Genomic DNA, 17,091 nt, shown 5'->3' with positions numbered 1-17,091 from the left:
GGTCTCTAACGCAGTTTGCGAACCCCAAAGCATCGGAGAGTCCATGACCAAGCCGCAGTTTGTCACTCCTCACACGAAGTTGGCTGACGGCTGGAGAGTCGGTTGGACTCCAGTAAACGACGGCTTAGGACAGGGCACAGTCGCCCTCGTCGAGATCTTCCTTGGCGTGCTTGAGTGGGATCCTGGGCGGTCGCTCACAGCGCACGACGTGATCGACATCCCCGAGAAGGAGCTGGCGAAGGCTCGAAGCGCGACCACGGGAATGACCGCAGTCGGGGTCCGCTACACGTTCGAGTCGAAGCTCTCAAGCAGCGCAACAACTTTTGTCGGGGTTCCGGTCACCCCGCCGAAGAATCAGGCTCCTGACATCACCTCGCTCACCTGGACAGTTTCGGCGTCCGCGCTCACGTTCAAATTCAGTGGCGGCACCCAGTACAAGCATCGGTCATCAGTGAAGCTGCGCGGGTGGGCTGTCGCGGACTTTGGGGAGCAAGACAACAAGAGCGGTCAGTACGACATCAAGAATCCGCTGGCGGAGCACGACTATCACCTGGAAGTCAGAGCAGTTCAGAGCGGCAAGAGAGATGGCAATGCTGCGGTTGTCGACGTTCGGATCCCCGAAGGCTTAGGATCTTTTCCCGTCGTACCAGCGATTCTTCGGCCGAGCGGAAAGCCGGAACCGGGACCGATCGGCGCAGTCAGCTGGGGAGAGGGGCGCATCGACGCGTTCGGCCGAGATCATGGTTTGATCGCCCACATCTGGCACCAGACCCCGAATCATCCGCTCCAAGGATGGGAGCAGATTACTGGCGACAAGATTGGGAGCATTCAGTTCGTGGCGGTGTCAACTCGCAAGCCCGGAGTGCTCGACGTCTTCGCCTGCGACGACCGCGACGCTCTCCTGCACGCTTGGTACGAGAACGGCCGCTGGGGCGGCTGGGAGCGCGTGACGGTTGGCGTAAATGGCAGTATGGCGGTCGCCGCTGCATCCGTAACACCGGATCGAATCGATGTCCTCATAGCCACGCAGACCGGCGTTGATCACCACTATTGGAGTGGCAACGACGCGAAATGGCACCACGACGACTCTGTCGCAGGTTACGACTCCTGGGTAACAAAGCGCCTCGCGCTCTGCCCGATCAACGCCGACGCATTGGCCGCCGTAGCAGTCAACCGGGACGGGAAGTTGCAGACAACCCGCTTCCGCACCGAAGACGATGGCAACGTCACCGGTACAAACATTCTGATGCCGTCTGGGCTGGAGCGATTGGATGCCAACAGCGGACCCAACCCATCGATCTTCTTCACACAACGTATCGGCCTCAAGGTTGGTCAGAAGCTGACAAACAGAGACGAACTCGAGATCTTCGTAACCGGGACCGACGGGCTCGTTCACCACGTTAAAGTCACCGATCACAGCGAGGAATGGAGACTCGCCTTCGTCGCGGAGGACCCGATCGGATTTTCCATCGCCTCCTGGGACCCGCCCGAGGATCGCACCAGATACGATGCGTTCGTCGTATCGAGAAGCGGAGCGACCAGGCATCACTGGTCTGATGACGGGATGCAAACAGTGCAAGGACCGGAGGACCTTTAGGATTCACCTCCGCCGGCAGTGATATCCCGGCCCGATCAGGCGTTCACACAGATACGCGCGTTGGCCGTCTGACCAATCACTCGGCTGATCAGTCGATACACAATCCAGACCGCGATGCCGACGGCCAGCGACAACAGGGTGCCGAACCAGGGGGCGCTTTGCTCCCAGGCGGGGTAGACCACCCAGTGGGTGAGGTAGATGAACAACGACGCGCCCGCGAGCAGCCGCACGACCGGGACGAGGGGCCGCGGAAGCCGCACCCGCGTCACCCAGATCAGCACAAGAACCCCCGCAATCACCACCGCTTCGCGTGCCGGTTCTCCGAGAAAACCGACTGTCGCGATGATCGTCGCGAGCGACACGGCCACGCGTTTGCCGATCGTGTCGGCCCGCGCGACGAGCCATCCGAGCACGACACACCAGAGCACGATGATTGGCGTGTACCGTTCGACACCTCTCGCCTCGATTCCCACCAGCGCGAAACGGGCCGCGAGCGCGAGGACGAACAGGGCGAGGGCGAAGACCCAAGGGTGCCGGCGTTCGAGGCGGTCGATCGGACGGATGAGGAACATCGCGGCGAAGCCGAGCATCGTCCATATGGCGGCCTCGAGGAACCAGAATTGCCACTGCTCGTTCCATCTTCCGTCGCTGGGAACGAAGTGGTTCACCAGCAGCGCCGTGGTCGTTGTGTACTTGCCGCTGATCCAGGCGACGGCACCGATCCACAGCACGGCCGGCAGGGCGATCTGGGCTGCGCTTCCCACCAGGCGGCGCGCCCGCGAGGCCCCCGGCACATCGGCGAGTTGGAACCTGGCGAGGTTGTAGCCGGCGACGGCGAGCAGCAGGTGTGCACCGCCCTCCGCGATGATGAGATCAGCGTGGGTGCCCACGATCAGCACGATCGCCAGCGCGCGAAGCACGGCCGGGGTCTCGATCCGGGGAAAACCGCCCCGCCAGCCGCCGACAGTGGCTGGGGGTTGCGGTGCAGGTTGCGGCACGTCGTCGGCCTCGGCGCGGGCGGAAACATTGACGGGCGGTGCCAGCTGCCGGGCCGACTGGGCCGGCCACTCCCGCGGCAGCGTCCCGACTAGCTCCTCCAGCCGCACGGACACCTCGACGTAGCTCAACGAATCCCCGCCGAGCCCCGCGAAGCTGTCATCGATCGTTGCGTCCGGGCGCCCGAGAAGCTCGGCAAACAGGTCCCGGAGGGACTCCGCGGTGACGGTCTGATCGGTGGGCGCCGCCGATTCCTCCCGCGCTTCGATCGTCTGCGAGTACCGCACGAGGGCGGCGAAGTCAGGTTTGCCGCTCGACGTGCACGGGAAGTCCGCGAGGGCGTACACCCGCACCGCGTGTAAGGGAATGCCGAGCAGCGCGGCCGCACGGGTGCGCGCGCTGTCGACCTGCCGGGCGGCACGGACGAACACGAGCAGCCGCTCGCCGGCGCTCGCGGTCCGCGCATCGAATCCCTCCTCGGAGAGCAGGCGTTGCACCGAGTCGAGGTCGACCCGCAGCCCGTATACCTTCACGAACCGGTTCATCCGCCCGACGACCTCGAACATTCCGTCATCGCGCTGACGCGCGAGATCGCCCGTGCGGAGCTCGCTCACCGTGCGCCCGAGCGCGAAGTCGGCGGGTGTTTCGGCGTAGCCGAGCATGACGTTGGGGCCCTCGTAGACGAGTTCGCCGACATGCGCTCCGGCCTCGGCATCGATGCGGAAGTGGCCTCCGGGGATTGCCCGGCCGATGCTCCCGGCGGCCTGCTCGGCCACCTCCGCGGGCACGTAGGCCATCCGCGCCGTCGCCTCGGTCTGGCCGTACATGACAAAGAACTCGAACCCGCGGCGTTCGCCGAGTCGGGCGAACCGGCGCACCGCCTCGGGCGCCAGACGGCCGCCGGCCTGGGTGAGGTATCGGATGCTGGCCGGCAGTCGATCGGTCAACTTGCCGGCCTCGAGCAGGTCGAAGGTGTACGGCACGCCGGCGAAGGAGGTGATCCGCTGCGCTGTCGCATCAGTCCAGAACAGCTCGTCGGTCACCGAGCGGTCGGTGAGCATGAGGCTCGCTCCGGCCAGGAGGTGGCTGTTGATGACCGAGAGCCCGTAGCAGTAGTGCATCGGCAGCGTGGTTGCGGCCCGGTCGTCGCGGGTGAGGCGCAGGTAACTGGCGATGGCCTGCGCGTTGCTCAGTAGGTTCTGCCGCGATAGGCGAACGAGCTTCGGAGTGCCGGTTGACCCCGAGGTGCTGACCAGCAGCGCAAGGTCAGCCGCGAGATCGTGGGCGGTGCCGGTGCGCACCTCGTGCAGCGCGGCCCTCGTCTCGCCACTGGTTGCAATGACGTCGGGGTCAAACCGCTCGGCCAGCGACGCGCGGTGCTTCGTTGATGCCTCATCGTCTCCCGGGGCGATAAGGAGCACCGGATGCCCGCCTTCCAGCGCCGCCAGATAGGTCACGATCGCCTCCACCGAATTCGCTGCTTCGAGCATCACTAGCCTGCGCACGCCGCCGAGTTCGATGCGCCGGCGCCCGACCCTGCCGGCAAGCTCGGCGTAGCTGAGTTCGCCATCGTCGGCGATGATCGCGACGTCGCCGGCGGCGCCGCCGAGAAAGTTGAGGTGCGGTGCGGGCGCGGTCGTGATCATGCAGGTGCCTTCGACAAGAGGAGAGATTAGGTTAGGCTACCCTACCCTACCCTACCCTACCCTACCCTTTGTTCGTTGTGGCGCTGTGCCGAGGTGGCCAGATAACTGCTCACGGAACTGCTCGCGCGAGGTGCTGCTCACCGACGCGGTCATCGAGCTGCCTGAGTGTGTTCCCGTGCGCACCCTCGGGGAGGACCCCGCCTCCGTTTCGGTCTCGCGCCTCGTGTTGGTCTACGACGCGGCCATCACGGCGGCGAAGGTCGGTGGCGACGCCGCCCTGGAACGCGAAGCAAGCCGCATGGCGCGGGAGCTTGTTCCGACCACTTACATGGTGCAGCAGGATCGATGAACGATCGGTGCACGCGACGACGCCCAACCGGCGCCCTGGGTCAGAGCATGGAGCCGAGGTCGGAGCCGACCGAGGGGTAGGTTGTGGTCATCGTTTTTAGCTGTCGAGTGGTGAGGCCGAGCTTGATCGCGAGGCCGAAAATGTTGACCAGCTCCGCGTAGCCTGGGCCGAGCAGGTGTGCTCCGAGGATCTGATCGGTTGTGTTGTCGATGATGATTTTCGTCGCCGCGGTTGTCTCGCCGACCCGGTAGTTCGCGTACCAGCCGCTGGTGTCGTTGTACCGGACGGTAACGTCCCGGCCGTCACGTCGGGCTTCGTGCTCGAGCATGCCGACGCGGTTCAGCTCCGGGATCGTGAACACGGTTGTGGGGGTTCCGGTGTAGTCGGGCACGGTTGTCGTGCCCTTGAGCATGTTGGACGCGGCCACCTTGCCCTCGAACACTGCGACGGGCGTGAGGCGCTCTCCCCGGGTGTCGGCGGCGTCGCCGGCGGCGAAGACCGCGGGATTGCTGCGGCTTTGCAGGTGCCCGAACACGTCGACGCCCCGCGGGCCCCACGCGATACCCGCAGCCGCAAGGTTCAGGCCGTCGAGGTCCGGGACCCGGCCGGCCCCGTGCACGACCAGGTCGGTTTCGATCGTCGTCGTGATGCCGGCCTGCTCCGCCGCCACCTGAAGCCCCGTCGCGGTGCGAGTCACTCCGCTGACCGAGCTGCTGCGGTGTACACGTATCCCGGCCTGCTCGGTCCGGCGCACGACCAGGTCGACGAGGTCGGGGTCGAACGCGCGCAGCGGCCGGTCGCCGTGATCGATGATCACGCAGTCCACACCGGCGCGGGCTGCGATATGAGCGAACTCGAATGAAACGAAACCACCGCCGACGAACACGATGCGGTCGGGCAAGGCATCGAGGTTGAGAAAGTTGGTGCTGTCGATCAGGTGGTCCTGGCCGGGGAAAACGAGCGGGCGCGGCTTCGCGCCGGTAGCGATCAGGAACCGCTTCGACTGGTGCTGCACCCCGTCGACCTCGAGCTTCTGGGGCCCCGTGAATCGGGCGGTGCCATGAAAGGTGGTGACGCCGTTTCGCACGAGCTCGTCTTCCATGCCCTGAGGCACAGCATCGGTGAAGCCCCGCTTGTGACGCATGAGCGCCGGCCAGTCGATCGCCAGCTCGTTCTCGCTAATGCCCTTGCCCTGCATCAGATGTGCGGCATCGATCACTTCCGCGCCCCGGCGAAGGATCTTCTTCGGATCGCACCCGCGCAGCGCACAGGTGCCCCCGTATGGCAGCGCGTCGACGATGCCCACACGCCACCCCTTCGCAGCGCACCTGTTCGCCGCCGTGCTGCCGGCCATTCCGGCGCCAATGACGAACAGGTCGAATTCCCCGCTTATGCCGCTCATGCTGCGCCGATCGCCGCCCGCAGTTGCTCCATCGTCGGGGCGCCAGCGAATCCGGCGGGGGTCGCATAGATTCGGCAGGCGAGCCCCACCGCAGTCGCTGCATCGGGAAACAGGTCGCTTCCGTCGATCAGGATGCTCGGGGATCCCCGGAATCCGATCGCCTCCGCGTCCTCCAGGTTCTGGACCATCCGTCGGTTCACGACGACATCGGGGAGCTCTGCCGTGATCACCGCGAGCCGCTCGGCCGCGACCGTCCAGTTCGGGCACCCGTCGAAGTACTGCAATGTGATTTCCATGTCATCACGCTAAACGTTGCACCACGCTGCAAGGTCAAGTGGTGGAATGGGGAGTATGCAGATAAGAGACCTCGCCATCGCGACCGGTGTGCCGGCACAGACAATCCGGTTCTACGAACGGCGCGGCCTGTTGCCCCCCGCCGCGCGTGATCGGAACGGTTACCGCCAGTACGACGAGGGGGCCGTCTCCCGGCTCCACTTCATCCGGTCGGCTCAGACGGCCGCTCTCACGCTGACCGAAATCGGCAGCATTATCACCGTCCGCGAAGCCGGCACAGCACCCTGCGAGCACGTCTCCACCCTCCTCGACACGAAGCTGAAGGATGTACACCGCCGGCAACAGGAACTCGCACTCCTCGAAACAGAGCTACACCAGCTCATCAGCGCAAGCCACGGCCTCAACCCAGCCGACTGCGCAGAAGGCAGCGTCTGCCACATCATCACCCAACCCGCAGGCTGAGGGGCAAATTGAGACAGGGCAGGACAGAGACGCCGAGATCGGCAAGGAGAGCGCCACCCGACATCCATCCTGCGCCACATCGTTGGGCGGCAGCGCGGCCGGCCGCACCATTCCTCCGTTGAGGTGACACTCGCCATGCGCCGGGACCCCGTCCGCGCACCGGCGCAGGGTGGGGGAGAGGGAGGGAGGGATGTCCTCGAGCAGCGAGAAACCGGTTCATGCGTTGCCCAATTTCCCGAAGAAAGCTGCGTACGCGATCGGGATGAGATCCATCGAGGTGAGGCGAGGCGAGGCGAGGCTTGTCGTCGACGATTGACGTTCGTCTGGACTGACACCGATTGAAGTCGACTTCACGATTGGTGGGTCGACGCCAAGCCCGTGGGTGCGCGCGCCCACAGATTACCCATCGAAATCACCCGTGACTGACCGCAACGAACCCGCTAAACTCAGACGAGGCCAATCGCCTGCATCCCTGTCAACTAAAGGGAACTCGGCGGTTTCCGAGACATCAGGGAACAACCGCTGACCAAGGGATTGATCCGGAGGTCGCAGGTTCAAATCCTATCCCCGCAACAAAAGTCCAGGTCAGGCCCTTCTCTTCGCCCCTAACAGGGCAGGTAACAGCGGTAGATCCGGCGGAAATCCGGCGCTGGTGAATCCCGCGCCGGATTTCTCTATTTAAGGCGACGCGCGGCTCGCCCCGCCTCGACAGCGCTCGGGGCAACTGATGGGCCTCTGGCCCCTGAATGATTCTGCTGCGCGCATCCCTATCTCGAGCCCGTGCTCATGCCGCGCAACTCGGGCGTGCTGGCTTACCATCGACGCCCTACGTCACGCCGGCCGCGGTATGCGAAGCTTCCGCGTGGGACAGGAACTGCGCCTACGCCTGTCCGATGTGAAGGCCCGGATCGCCGGCCTCGAGGAGTTCGACAGGGTCCCTGATGTAATGCCCCCTTGGTTGGCGGCTCTAGGGTTCTCGCCGGGACCTAGTCACGTTGACGGTCGGGTCATAGTGTTTTCGGCATGTGGGCGGAGAAAACCCCCGATCGAGTTGGTTTTGCGGGCGTGATGGCGGTGGTGGCAGGGGGCCTGCTCATGGCCCCACTCTGGCTGGTGTTCGCGACCGTGCATGGTCCGACTTCATTCAACGAGGACCGCGCGGTTCTAGGTGGCTCGATGTTGTTCTGGCGCATGTTGCTCGGCGGTATTCCGAATCTGCTGATCGCGACGGGGCTGGTCGTTCTCTCCTCGCGCCTGGCGCTGGTCACCGGCCGGTTGGCGCGGGTCGGGTACGCGCCGCTCCTGATCGGGCTCATCGTTCCGGCGCTCATCGATCTCAGCATCCAGGCGCTGGGCGCCCCCTTCTTTCTTCCTGTCGCCGCGACCGGACTGGTGCTCCTCGCGGTTGGAACCCGTCACAACCCCCGTGTTGGAAAGCCAAGCCGCGTCATGCTGGTATCCATCGGAGCGAGCCTCGCGATCGCCTTTGCATGGGCCCTGCTGCCGGGCCCGCTCAGCGATTCGATTGGTGGATACAGAATCTACGGCGTATTCGCTCACCTCGGTGCCGGCATCGGCTGGGCACAATTCGGCGCCAGCACCCTGCGCGCGCGAACGCCGACACGTGATCTCACTTCCTGACGCGACCGCGCAGGTCGCCGGGGTGGTTGCCGGTTCGGCGTTTCGCCTAGCGTTGTCGAGGGCGAGATGGGGTGAATCGATGGCGACGGATCCATTCTAGATAGCGTCGAAGGCCCTGTCCGGTCTTGACGGTCGCGTCTCGGAACTGGCTCGACCGTTTGTTCAGTTTCTGCCGGTGACGGGCGCTTCGGTCTCGACCCTCGGACCGCTTCTTGGTGCCGAAACCATTTCGGCCTCGGATGCGATATCGGAACGAGTCGATGAGGTGCAGTTCGACCTTGGTGAGGGACCGTGCTGGGACGCGCTCGCGTCGAGAAGCCCCGTCCTGGAACCCGACTTCGCAGCTCGTGCCCCGTCCACGAGTCGTCGTGGGACCAAGCCCAGGTGCACGACGTTGCCCGCGCCTACGAGACGGCGGTTACGTTCCGCGACGAGGACCTCGCCGGCGGCCTCTTGGTCGGCGCCGAAGTGCTCGAAGTGCCCGCGGAGCTCGCGGAGGCCGAGGAAGCGCAGGAACTGCGCGACCTCGCCGCCGATGTCGAGCACGTCGCAAAGTTGTCGTGGGACTCGGCCGAGCGGCGCGAGCTGCACGTCGTAGGAATCAAGGCCGGCCCCGACCAGGCGGCCGCCGCTGCCGCACGGAAACAGGCCGACCTCGACCAGGCACGCCACCCGCGCGGAGCTGTCATAGGAAGACGCGCCGAGTCGCCACAGACACAGACTTCGACCATCACCATCGGCAGGCAGAGCGACCGCGGTCGATGATCTCGCCGCAGCACGGCTACGCCACGTTGGGGCACGTAGGTAGTCCGCAGTGCATCTGAGGGCACTCATCGTGCTCTCACGATGTCCTGAATACGGTCGGCGCTATGACGAAATCAGCAATCGCGACTGACAACCTGTCGAAGTCGTACGGATCGAAGTTGGCGCTGGATGCGCTGTCCTTGGAAGTCGCCGCCGGTGAAGTGTTCGGCCTTCTCGGCCACAATGGCGCCGGGAAGACAACCACCGTGAACGTGCTCACGACCCTGCTTGAGCCAACGCAGGGCGACGCGGAAGTCGCTGGCCACAGTGTCTTCGCCGATGCGCGGGCGGTCCGTAGTGCGATCGGATACCTGCCCGAGAATGTGCAGTTCTACGACAACCTCACGCTGATGGAGAATCTGCGGTTCTTTGCCCACTTGTCGGGCCTACGTCGGCCGGACCAGCGCATCCGAGACGTTCTGCGCATCCTCGACTTCCAAGGTCACGATCGCCAACGCTTGGGTACGTTCAGCAAGGGAATGCGGCAGCGCGTCGGCATCGCCCAGGCGATCTTGCACTCGCCGTCGGTGCTGTTTCTCGATGAGCCCACATCGGGCCTGGATCCGGAAGGTGTGCGCACGCTTCGCGAGACGATCGTGCGGCTGAACTCCGAGTTCGGAATGACCATCTTCATGAATACTCACCTGCTTTCCGAGGTGACGAAGACGTGCACGAGCATCGGGATCCTCCGAGGCGGCACGCTAGTCCACCACGACACTCTGGCGAAGACTCTCGCCGACTTCCCTGGAGAGGATTCCCTAGAGGCGATCTACTTCCAGCTGGAGTCGGAGCCAGTCTCGTGAACACGTTTCTGGTGAGCGCCCGACACGAGATGCTGAACACCCGACGCGCCCGCACAGTGCACCTGCTCCTGATCGTGTTCATCGGAATGGTGATTGCGTCATCCGTGATCGGATGGGTCACTAACCAAACGGTAACTGGTGTCTACGAGAAGGTCGTCGCCGACGGCCTGACGACAGCGCCGAACCCTTTCGCCGGGGTGACACCTCTGTACTACGCCCGCAATGCCGTCATCTATGTCCTGCTGATCGGCTCCCTCATGGCAATCGTGCTCGGCGTGCAGGCCACGTTGCGCGACCGGAAGGCGTCCACCGTCGACCTGGTGCTCAGTCGCCCAGTGGGATCCGCCGCACGACTGCTCGGGCAGCTGGCCGGGCTCGGAGTGGTACTCGCCGCGGTTATCGGCATCAGCTTCTCGGTGAGTTGGATCATCATCAGCTTCATCAACGGGGCGCCACTCGGCTGGGCAGATACGGGCCGCGTCATCGCGTTCGGCCTGTTGTCGTGGGTGCTCCTGACGACTTTCGCGCTGCTCGGGATGCTCACCGGACTTCGAAGCAAGCAGGAGACAACCGCGCTGCTCGTGCCGTTTGTGATCTGGAGCGCGGTCGCTTTCGTGCTTCCGCAGATCGGCACTGCGGCCCGCCCTGTTTCGCTGCTCAATCCGGTTCCGGCGCTGAGTTCGACGGGCGGCTACTTCGACATCGTGTCGACAATCACTGGCCCGCTCTCGTTGACCGAGCAGTTCAAGCGGGCATCCAGCATCATCCTGCAGGACACCACCGTGTCCGGCGATCCGACATCCAGCATCGTCGTCCTCCTCGTCTTCCTGGCCGTCATGACGGTCGCCGTCGTGGCAACTCCGCGTATCCGAATGAGGAGTGGTCTCAATGAGTAGCACCTGGGTCATCACCGCGAAGGAACTGCTCGACCTGCGCCGCGACCGGCTCTTCGCCGTTCTCATCGGGTTTCTCGCGGTCGCGACGCTGATCTCGGTCGGGGTCGCGGCAGCAAGCTTCCGCACCCAGCTGGACGCCTACAACTTGTACGTTCAGCAGCTGGCGGCCAGTGGCAGTACGACCGCGCCTACTGCACCCCAACTTTTCCCGTTGCAGTTGTTGCGTGGGGGAGTGGAGTACCTCGAGATCCTCGGCGCCCTGTTCGCGATAGTTCTCGGATACGGCACCGTGGCCAAGGAGAAGTACCGGGGGACCCTGCAACTTCTGCTGAGCCGGCCCGTCGGTCGCTTCGCGATTCCGGCAGGCAAGGTGCTGGGACTGGCGGTGGTCTGGTTCGTCGTCGTCGCTGTGCTGACAGTGATGACCACGGCTGCGATCCTCGTGATCGGAAATGCACCGTTGCAGCCGATCGACATCGTACGGACTCTCATTGCTGCGGTTGTCGCGTGGCTTTATTTGGTGTTCTGGAGCTCGCTTGCAATCGGCATCACAGCCCTCTCGCACAGGCTCAGCACGGGCCTCATTGTCGCGATTGTGGTGTGGCTGGCATTTGTGCTCATCATCCCGCAGATCGGCGACACCATGGACCCCGACAACCAGGTTCCCGGCGGCCTCTTCGCCACCCTGCAAATACAGAAGCCGGACGAGTTAAAGGTGCTGGCGAACTTCGCTGCCTTCGACGGCGTCCGTAACGGCCTGGAGGTCTCCTCGATCACCAAGCACTTCGAGCGACTGTCGTTCGCGTTCCTGGGCATCAAAGACAAATACAACCAGCAGCCCCTCGGCATCGTGTGGGCCGACATGTGGGGCTACGCCATCACACTCGCGGCGGCGACCCTCGCCTCCGTGACATTCGCCGTCGGGGTTACCACCCGACGCAATCTGCAAAGGAAGATCTCATGAAGCTACGACTGCTCGTTCCCGTCGCCCTGGTGGCATCCCTCACGGTCGTCGCATTGGCAGGCTGCCAGTCGACAACGCCGGCACCAGCAAGCTCACAAGCGGCAGGCTCAGGAACGTCTGCCGGTGCCGTGCTCCCGGTGGACTCGAACCCGATTGCCAACACGAGCACCGCACCGGGACTCACAATCGTGTCCGCGGCAGCCGAGGACAATGTCGACCCCGATACTCAGGCTCCGATCGATGACCGGCTGCAGGTGACAGTAAAGAACGACACGAGCAGCGAGTTGTCCACATTCGAGATCTATTACGTGATGAAGGACGTGACGACTGGGCAGAGCGAGGCATACCACCAGGCATTGGACGGTTTTACGCTCCCAGCGGGCGCGACGAGTACGCTGTCGTTCGACGGTGAGACCGGTCCTGGCCACTTCCCGGAGAATACCTTCAGCGTCTACCGCAGCTCCAAGAACCAGGTGGACTTCACGATCGAGGTCAGCGCCGCCGGCGTCCAAGTGGCCAACGCCACGGCGACGAAGGGATCCGGAGAGGGAGATGCAGCAGACTGACCCGGACCTCGAGGCCTTGCTGTGAAGCTGCTTGTCGTGGAGGACGACGTCCGCATCGCGGACGTCGTCCGACGCACGCTCTCCGAAGCCGGCTACGCCGTCGACGTCGTCCACACCGCCCCCGCCGGCGTTGAGGCATTCGAGATCGAAGCCTACGATCTTGTGGTTCTTGACCTGATGCTCCCCGGGCTGCCTCGAGGCGGCATGGATGTGTGTGCCCGAATCCGCGAACTCAACCGCGACATCCCGGTGCTCATGCTCACCGCGCTGGACTCGACTCGCAAACGGGTGGAGGGGCTGGATGCCGGAGCCGACGACTACCTCGTCAAACCCTTCCACCTCGTTGAGCTCGTCGCCCGCGTTCGCGCTCTCCTTCGGCGAGCCCCACGGGCGCATGCACCTATCCTCACCGCACAGGGAGTCGCCCTCGACCCGGCAACGCGCACCGCGACCCGCAACGGTCGAACCATCGCGTTAACCGCGAAGGAGTTCGCCGTGCTGGAATACCTTATGCGAAACCCTGGCCAGATCATCAGCGCCTCAGAGCTGATCACCCACGCCTGGGACAGCAACTACGAGGGTTACAGCAACGTCGTTCAGACCTACATCCGATACCTTCGGCAGAAACTGACCCTGCCCGGCGAAATCGAGATCATCGAGACTCGCCGCGGCGCCGGATACATGATCGCAGCCGACCGATGATCTTCCGCCGCGCCATCATCCGGCTCACTTTGACCTACACGGTCGTGCAGCTGCTGCTCTTCGGAGCCTTCGCGCTAGGCATCTACGCCTTTGTCACCGGGACCTTCGACTTCGACGTTCCCGAACTCGACGGTGAAGCCTTCATCGCCAGCGCCGAGCAGGGTTTCGCGCTGCTGCGAAACGGACTGTTAGTGGGATATGCGGCACTTGTTGTCGTGCTCCCTGTATCGAGCTACCTCATGGCTCGAAGTGCCCTAGCGCCGGTGCGCCGCAGTTACGAGTTGCAACAGCGCTTCGTCGACGGAGCGTCGCACGAGTTCCGCAGTCCGTTGAGCGTCATTCAAGGCGAGCTCGAACTCGCACTCTCGCGATCGCGAACGCCGGCCCAGTATCGGGCAGCCATGACGGCCGCCCTGGAATCGGCCGAGGGCCTGACGAGGTTGACCAACGACCTTCTCCTTCTCACTCGTGAGGACGCTGACGAGCTGGAAGCAACCTTCGAACCCGTCTCCCTCAACGGGCTTGCTCACAAAGCAGCCCGCGGTCATGGAGCTGCAGCAAGAATTGCCGTGACCGAGTCGCGCGCCGTTATCGTCGATGGCTCCACAGAGCTCCTCACCCGAGCACTCACCAATCTCGTCGACAATGCAGCCAAGTTCACTGACGAGTCCGGACATATCGACATCATCATTTCGGGCACCGGCCGGATTGCGTACATCCAAGTCGCCGACAACGGGATCGGAATGACCGACGCCGAATCTGCTCACGCATTCGACCGCTTCTGGCGAGCGCAAGACGCGAGAACGACACCCGGCTTCGGCCTCGGGCTGCCGCTAGTGAAACAGATCGTTTCCGCCCACAAAGGCAAGGTGAGCATCACCTCCGCGCCGGGATCCGGAACCACGGTCACCCTGACGCTCCCCGAGCACCAAACCTGAATCGAGACCACCATGATGAGCCCGGAGGCGCCACCAGATCCTTGACTCGAGGACAACCGATCGCCGTCGTGGCGCACGCTTCTCAGGACGGTGGGGATTGTGGCGGCGGGCACGGCCGCGGCCGGCGTTGGCGCGGACGCGGTCGGGTCGGCGGTGAACCAGCAGCCGTCACTGCGCTTCGACGATCGACCGGAGCGACCCACCGGCGCCTTCGACCACGTGGTGGTCGTGATGTTCGAGAACCTGCAATGTCGTGCGGAGCTACATCCGCTACCTCCGCCAAAAACTGGGCGTTCCCGCGGAACCGGACATCATCCAAACGCGCCGAGGGGACGGCTACCTGATTGCCGCAGACAAGTGATATTTCGTCAGGCGACGATCCGACTCACGGTCGCCTACGCCGTCATTCAATAAGGACGGTTCGCGGTGTTCGCGATCGGAATCTCTATTTTCGTGAAAGGAACGTTCGATTTCGATGCAGCCGAACACGACGGAGAAGGAGCAGTGATCGGAGCGGAGCAAGGATTTGAATTGTTGCGAACAGCGCTCCTCCTCTTCTACGCCTGCCTGCTCGTTGCCATCCCTCTCTCCAGCTGGCTGATGGCACGCGCCGCACTGAAGCCCATCAAGGCCAGCTTCGAGCGGCAACAACAATTCGTCGACGGTGCCTCCCACGAAATGCGCACCCCCTTAGCATGATCCAAGCTGAACTCGAGCTGGCCCTAACCTGCTCACGCACGGCGACCAACTACCAAGTCGCCATTGCCACCTCCCTTGACGCGGTGAACGGGCTGACCCGGCTCGCCGACGATCTCCTCAGACTGTCCCTAACGACGAGACGAAAGAGGAACTCGCCTCCGGCGTCGCTCCAGTCGATGTCAACGCAGCCGTCGTCGGCGTCGTGCCACATGCCACTGGCGCTCAGACAGGAAGCCCGATCGTGAGAGCGCACCTTGGCGCGCCAGGTCCCGTCTCGGGATCTGACGAACTCAACTCTCGCGCGATCGGAAACTTAGTGGACAATGCGCTCAAATTCAGCGACCCAGCCGGTGCCATCGGCGTGACCACGACAGTCGCGGACGTGACGGCCGTCATTCAGGTTCGCGACGACGGAATAGGAATGACCACCGATCAGCTCTCGCACGCGTTCGAACGGTCCTGGCGCGCCGACGACACGAGAACCACACCCGGCCATGGCCTGGGCCTCGCCCTCGTTCAACAGATTATGAATGCACACGGAGGATCGGTCGCTCTCGACTCCCAGCACGGACGCGGCACCACAGTGACGTTGCGGCTTCCCCTCCGCACACGGTGGCATCGCAGGTTCGAGCTCTCTCATGCTCATCTCATCGCCCTCTTTATAGCCTCTAATCACGGTCACGAAACCACGTGACCGACAAGCTAGAAGGAGCAATGACCATGAAATTTCCGATCAAGCGGACCGTCACCGCAGGAATCCTCATCAGCGGACTCGCCCTCGGCGGCGCCGGGGTCGCGATGGCCTCCACTAACTCACCCGCCACTTCCGGAGGGAGCAACTCGACCACGGAGGGCGGCTCCCAGGAACAGGACCCCACCTATGTCGGCAGCGTTCCCGCTCCCCAGGACACCGAAGCCGAGGGCACCGAGGCCGAGGGCACCGAAGCCGAGGGCACCGAAGCTGAGGGGAAGGACAACGAGGCGTCTGAGGCTGAGGAGTCGATGAGTCTGCAGCCCTTGGCGACGACGACTCCAGAACAGGCCACCGCCGCGGCCCTTGCCGCGGTTCCCGGAACAGCAGGAGCGGTCGAGCTCGACAACGAGAACGGGTACGTCGTTTACAGTGTTGAGGTCACCGCCGCGGACGGCAGTTCGGTCGATGTGAAGGTCGACGCAGGCAACGGAAGCGTCCTCGCCCAGGACACTGACGACGACACCGCGACAAACGACGACTAACCCCCCCCGACCGGTGGCGAAGCGCCCCTTCAGCGCTTCCGCCACTGGTTCGGCAACTCCCGCTCACCCCTGTATAGCTACACCACCCATTCGATTCGATCAGCGGGAGAGAACATTGCGCATCCGGTCCGCTGCGATAACGGCCGCCGCGGTTGGCGTCGCTGCCATCGTGAGCATCACTTTGTTGTCCCCACCCAACTTCACCCCGTTCAACAATGAAGCATCGTCCCCGATCGCCGGCGACACGGTGCCCCCGATAGCGGGGAATCCCGAGGCACGAATCTCGGTAGCGGGAGACACCGGCACGAGAACTGAAGCCGAACATGCGACCGCGCGACGGATGGCCCTTGAAGCACAAGATGACCCGTACGATGCACTGCTGCTGCTGGGTGATCTGATCTACGAGGACGGCGAGGTAGCGCTGCTCGGCGATGCAGTCACCGAACCATTCTCACCAATAATCGACGCGGGGGCCGAGCTGATTCCGGTACTCGGCAACCACGACTACCGCAGCAATGAGCAACAACAGATCCTCGCCGCGCTGGGGCAGGACAATCCTTGGTACGTTGAGCAAATCGCGTCGGTCAGATTGATCGTGCTCGATTCCAACAGGGTCGAAGACCCCGCACAGACCGCCTGGTTGCGAAACACCTTGGCGGAACCTACGCCGGATCGAACTTGGACGCTCGTCGCGATGCATCACCCCGCATACTCCGCAGGGCACCACGGATCAGATCTGGCGGTGCGGCGGGCATGGAGCCCGCTATTCGCTGAATTCGACGTCCCATTGGTGTTAGCCGGGCACGACCACGACTACCAGCGCTCACTACCGCAAGACGGGGTGACCTACGTCGTGTCGGGAGCTGGCGCGAAACTCCGCCCCACTGGCCGGGAAGACTTCACCAAGGTGAGCAGCTCCACCCTGCACTACCTGGATCTGCTCGTCTATGACGAGCGCCTCATCGGCCGGGCGATCACCCAATCGGGAACACTCATCGATACGTTCACGATCGAGCGCTGATAGCGCCCGCATGACTGGACTCCCAACCATGTGTCGCTGCAAACCTCAGAAAGAAGCCCGTGATCGCATCGCCCA

The 17,091-nt window shown here is 63.8% G+C and carries 19 protein-coding genes; 16 read left to right on the top strand and 3 right to left on the bottom strand.

All coding sequences use genetic code 11. The features are described from left to right. Positions 1 to 43: 43 nt before the first annotated feature. Positions 44 to 1,597, top strand: a complete 1,554-nt coding sequence (locus tag ABIB15_RS06630; protein WP_354476210.1) for a PLL family lectin — start codon at positions 44 to 46, stop codon at positions 1,595 to 1,597. A gap of 35 nt (positions 1,598 to 1,632) precedes the next feature. On the opposite strand, the gene ABIB15_RS06625 is transcribed toward ABIB15_RS06630, so the two are convergent. Further along, on the bottom strand, positions 1,633 to 4,239 hold the full coding sequence (locus ABIB15_RS06625; RefSeq protein WP_354476208.1) for an AMP-binding protein: 2,607 nt from the start codon (positions 4,237 to 4,239) through the stop codon (positions 1,633 to 1,635). Positions 4,240 to 4,369: 130 nt separating this feature from the next. Here ABIB15_RS06625 and ABIB15_RS06620 point away from each other — a divergent pair, with 130 nt between their 5' ends. Then, complete coding sequence (locus ABIB15_RS06620) at positions 4,370 to 4,588, top strand: hypothetical protein (RefSeq protein WP_354476206.1); 219 nt, start codon at positions 4,370 to 4,372, stop codon at positions 4,586 to 4,588. A gap of 40 nt (positions 4,589 to 4,628) precedes the next feature. On the opposite strand, the gene ABIB15_RS06615 is transcribed toward ABIB15_RS06620, so the two are convergent. Both ABIB15_RS06615 and ABIB15_RS06610 read right to left on the bottom strand, forming a co-directional pair. Beyond that, the gene (locus ABIB15_RS06615) at positions 4,629 to 5,990 is read right to left on the bottom strand and encodes a dihydrolipoyl dehydrogenase family protein (protein ID WP_354476205.1); all 1,362 of its coding nucleotides are present in this window, start codon (positions 5,988 to 5,990) and stop codon (positions 4,629 to 4,631) included. Beyond that, on the bottom strand, positions 5,987 to 6,286 hold the full coding sequence (locus tag ABIB15_RS06610) for a thioredoxin family protein (RefSeq protein ID WP_354476203.1): 300 nt from the start codon (positions 6,284 to 6,286) through the stop codon (positions 5,987 to 5,989). The genes ABIB15_RS06615 and ABIB15_RS06610 overlap by 4 nt, the downstream gene beginning before the upstream one ends. Positions 6,287 to 6,332: 46 nt before the next feature. On the opposite strand from ABIB15_RS06610, the gene ABIB15_RS06605 reads away from it, so the two are divergent. The 14 genes from ABIB15_RS06605 to ABIB15_RS06540 all read left to right on the top strand — a co-directional run bounded on the left by ABIB15_RS06605 (position 6,333) and on the right by ABIB15_RS06540 (position 17,016). Continuing rightward, positions 6,333 to 6,746, top strand: a complete 414-nt coding sequence (locus ABIB15_RS06605) for a heavy metal-responsive transcriptional regulator (RefSeq protein WP_354476201.1) — start codon at positions 6,333 to 6,335, stop codon at positions 6,744 to 6,746. 1,023 nt (positions 6,747 to 7,769) lie between these two features. Further along, positions 7,770 to 8,387, top strand: a complete 618-nt coding sequence (locus tag ABIB15_RS06600; protein ID WP_354476199.1) for a hypothetical protein — start codon at positions 7,770 to 7,772, stop codon at positions 8,385 to 8,387. A gap of 384 nt (positions 8,388 to 8,771) precedes the next feature. Next, positions 8,772 to 9,152, top strand: coding sequence for a hypothetical protein (locus ABIB15_RS06595; protein WP_354476197.1), 381 nt, complete (start codon positions 8,772 to 8,774; stop codon positions 9,150 to 9,152). Between the two features lie 104 nt (positions 9,153 to 9,256). Next, positions 9,257 to 9,994, top strand: coding sequence for an ABC transporter ATP-binding protein (locus tag ABIB15_RS06590; RefSeq protein WP_354476196.1), 738 nt, complete (start codon positions 9,257 to 9,259; stop codon positions 9,992 to 9,994). After that, the gene (locus ABIB15_RS06585; protein ID WP_354476195.1) at positions 9,991 to 10,890 is read left to right on the top strand and encodes an ABC transporter permease; all 900 of its coding nucleotides are present in this window, start codon (positions 9,991 to 9,993) and stop codon (positions 10,888 to 10,890) included. The genes ABIB15_RS06590 and ABIB15_RS06585 overlap by 4 nt, the downstream gene beginning before the upstream one ends. Beyond that, positions 10,883 to 11,854 (top strand): ABC transporter permease, encoded by a 972-nt coding sequence (locus tag ABIB15_RS06580; protein ID WP_354476194.1) that lies wholly within the window; start codon positions 10,883 to 10,885, stop codon positions 11,852 to 11,854. The genes ABIB15_RS06585 and ABIB15_RS06580 overlap by 8 nt, the downstream gene beginning before the upstream one ends. Next, positions 11,851 to 12,420 (top strand): hypothetical protein, encoded by a 570-nt coding sequence (locus ABIB15_RS06575; RefSeq protein WP_354476193.1) that lies wholly within the window; start codon positions 11,851 to 11,853, stop codon positions 12,418 to 12,420. The genes ABIB15_RS06580 and ABIB15_RS06575 overlap by 4 nt, the downstream gene beginning before the upstream one ends. A gap of 21 nt (positions 12,421 to 12,441) precedes the next feature. Beyond that, positions 12,442 to 13,122 (top strand): response regulator transcription factor, encoded by a 681-nt coding sequence (locus ABIB15_RS06570; RefSeq protein ID WP_354476192.1) that lies wholly within the window; start codon positions 12,442 to 12,444, stop codon positions 13,120 to 13,122. Beyond that, positions 13,119 to 14,060 carry a sensor histidine kinase gene (locus ABIB15_RS06565; protein ID WP_354476191.1) on the top strand — a complete coding sequence of 314 codons (942 nt, stop codon included), beginning with the start codon at positions 13,119 to 13,121 and terminating at the stop codon, positions 14,058 to 14,060. Before ABIB15_RS06570 ends, ABIB15_RS06565 begins: the two co-directional genes overlap by 4 nt. Before the next feature lie 253 nt (positions 14,061 to 14,313). Then, positions 14,314 to 14,421 carry a winged helix-turn-helix domain-containing protein gene (locus ABIB15_RS06560; protein ID WP_354476190.1) on the top strand — a complete coding sequence of 36 codons (108 nt, stop codon included), beginning with the start codon at positions 14,314 to 14,316 and terminating at the stop codon, positions 14,419 to 14,421. Positions 14,422 to 14,486: 65 nt separating this feature from the next. Further along, a complete protein-coding gene (locus ABIB15_RS06555; RefSeq protein WP_354476189.1) occupies positions 14,487 to 14,759 on the top strand; it encodes an ATP-binding protein in 273 nt (90 codons plus the stop codon). A gap of 202 nt (positions 14,760 to 14,961) precedes the next feature. Further along, complete coding sequence (locus ABIB15_RS06550) at positions 14,962 to 15,453, top strand: sensor histidine kinase (RefSeq protein ID WP_354476188.1); 492 nt, start codon at positions 14,962 to 14,964, stop codon at positions 15,451 to 15,453. A gap of 26 nt (positions 15,454 to 15,479) precedes the next feature. After that, positions 15,480 to 15,995 (top strand): PepSY domain-containing protein, encoded by a 516-nt coding sequence (locus ABIB15_RS06545; RefSeq protein WP_354476187.1) that lies wholly within the window; start codon positions 15,480 to 15,482, stop codon positions 15,993 to 15,995. 169 nt (positions 15,996 to 16,164) lie between these two features. Further along, on the top strand, positions 16,165 to 17,016 hold the full coding sequence (locus tag ABIB15_RS06540) for a metallophosphoesterase family protein (protein WP_354476186.1): 852 nt from the start codon (positions 16,165 to 16,167) through the stop codon (positions 17,014 to 17,016). The last annotated feature ends 75 nt before the right edge of the window (positions 17,017 to 17,091 follow it).

Origin of the sequence: Marisediminicola sp. UYEF4, assembly GCF_040546025.1 — a bacterium.
Classification (GTDB): domain Bacteria; phylum Actinomycetota; class Actinomycetes; order Actinomycetales; family Microbacteriaceae; genus Marisediminicola.
This window is presented reverse-complemented; position numbering and strand designations above follow the sequence as displayed.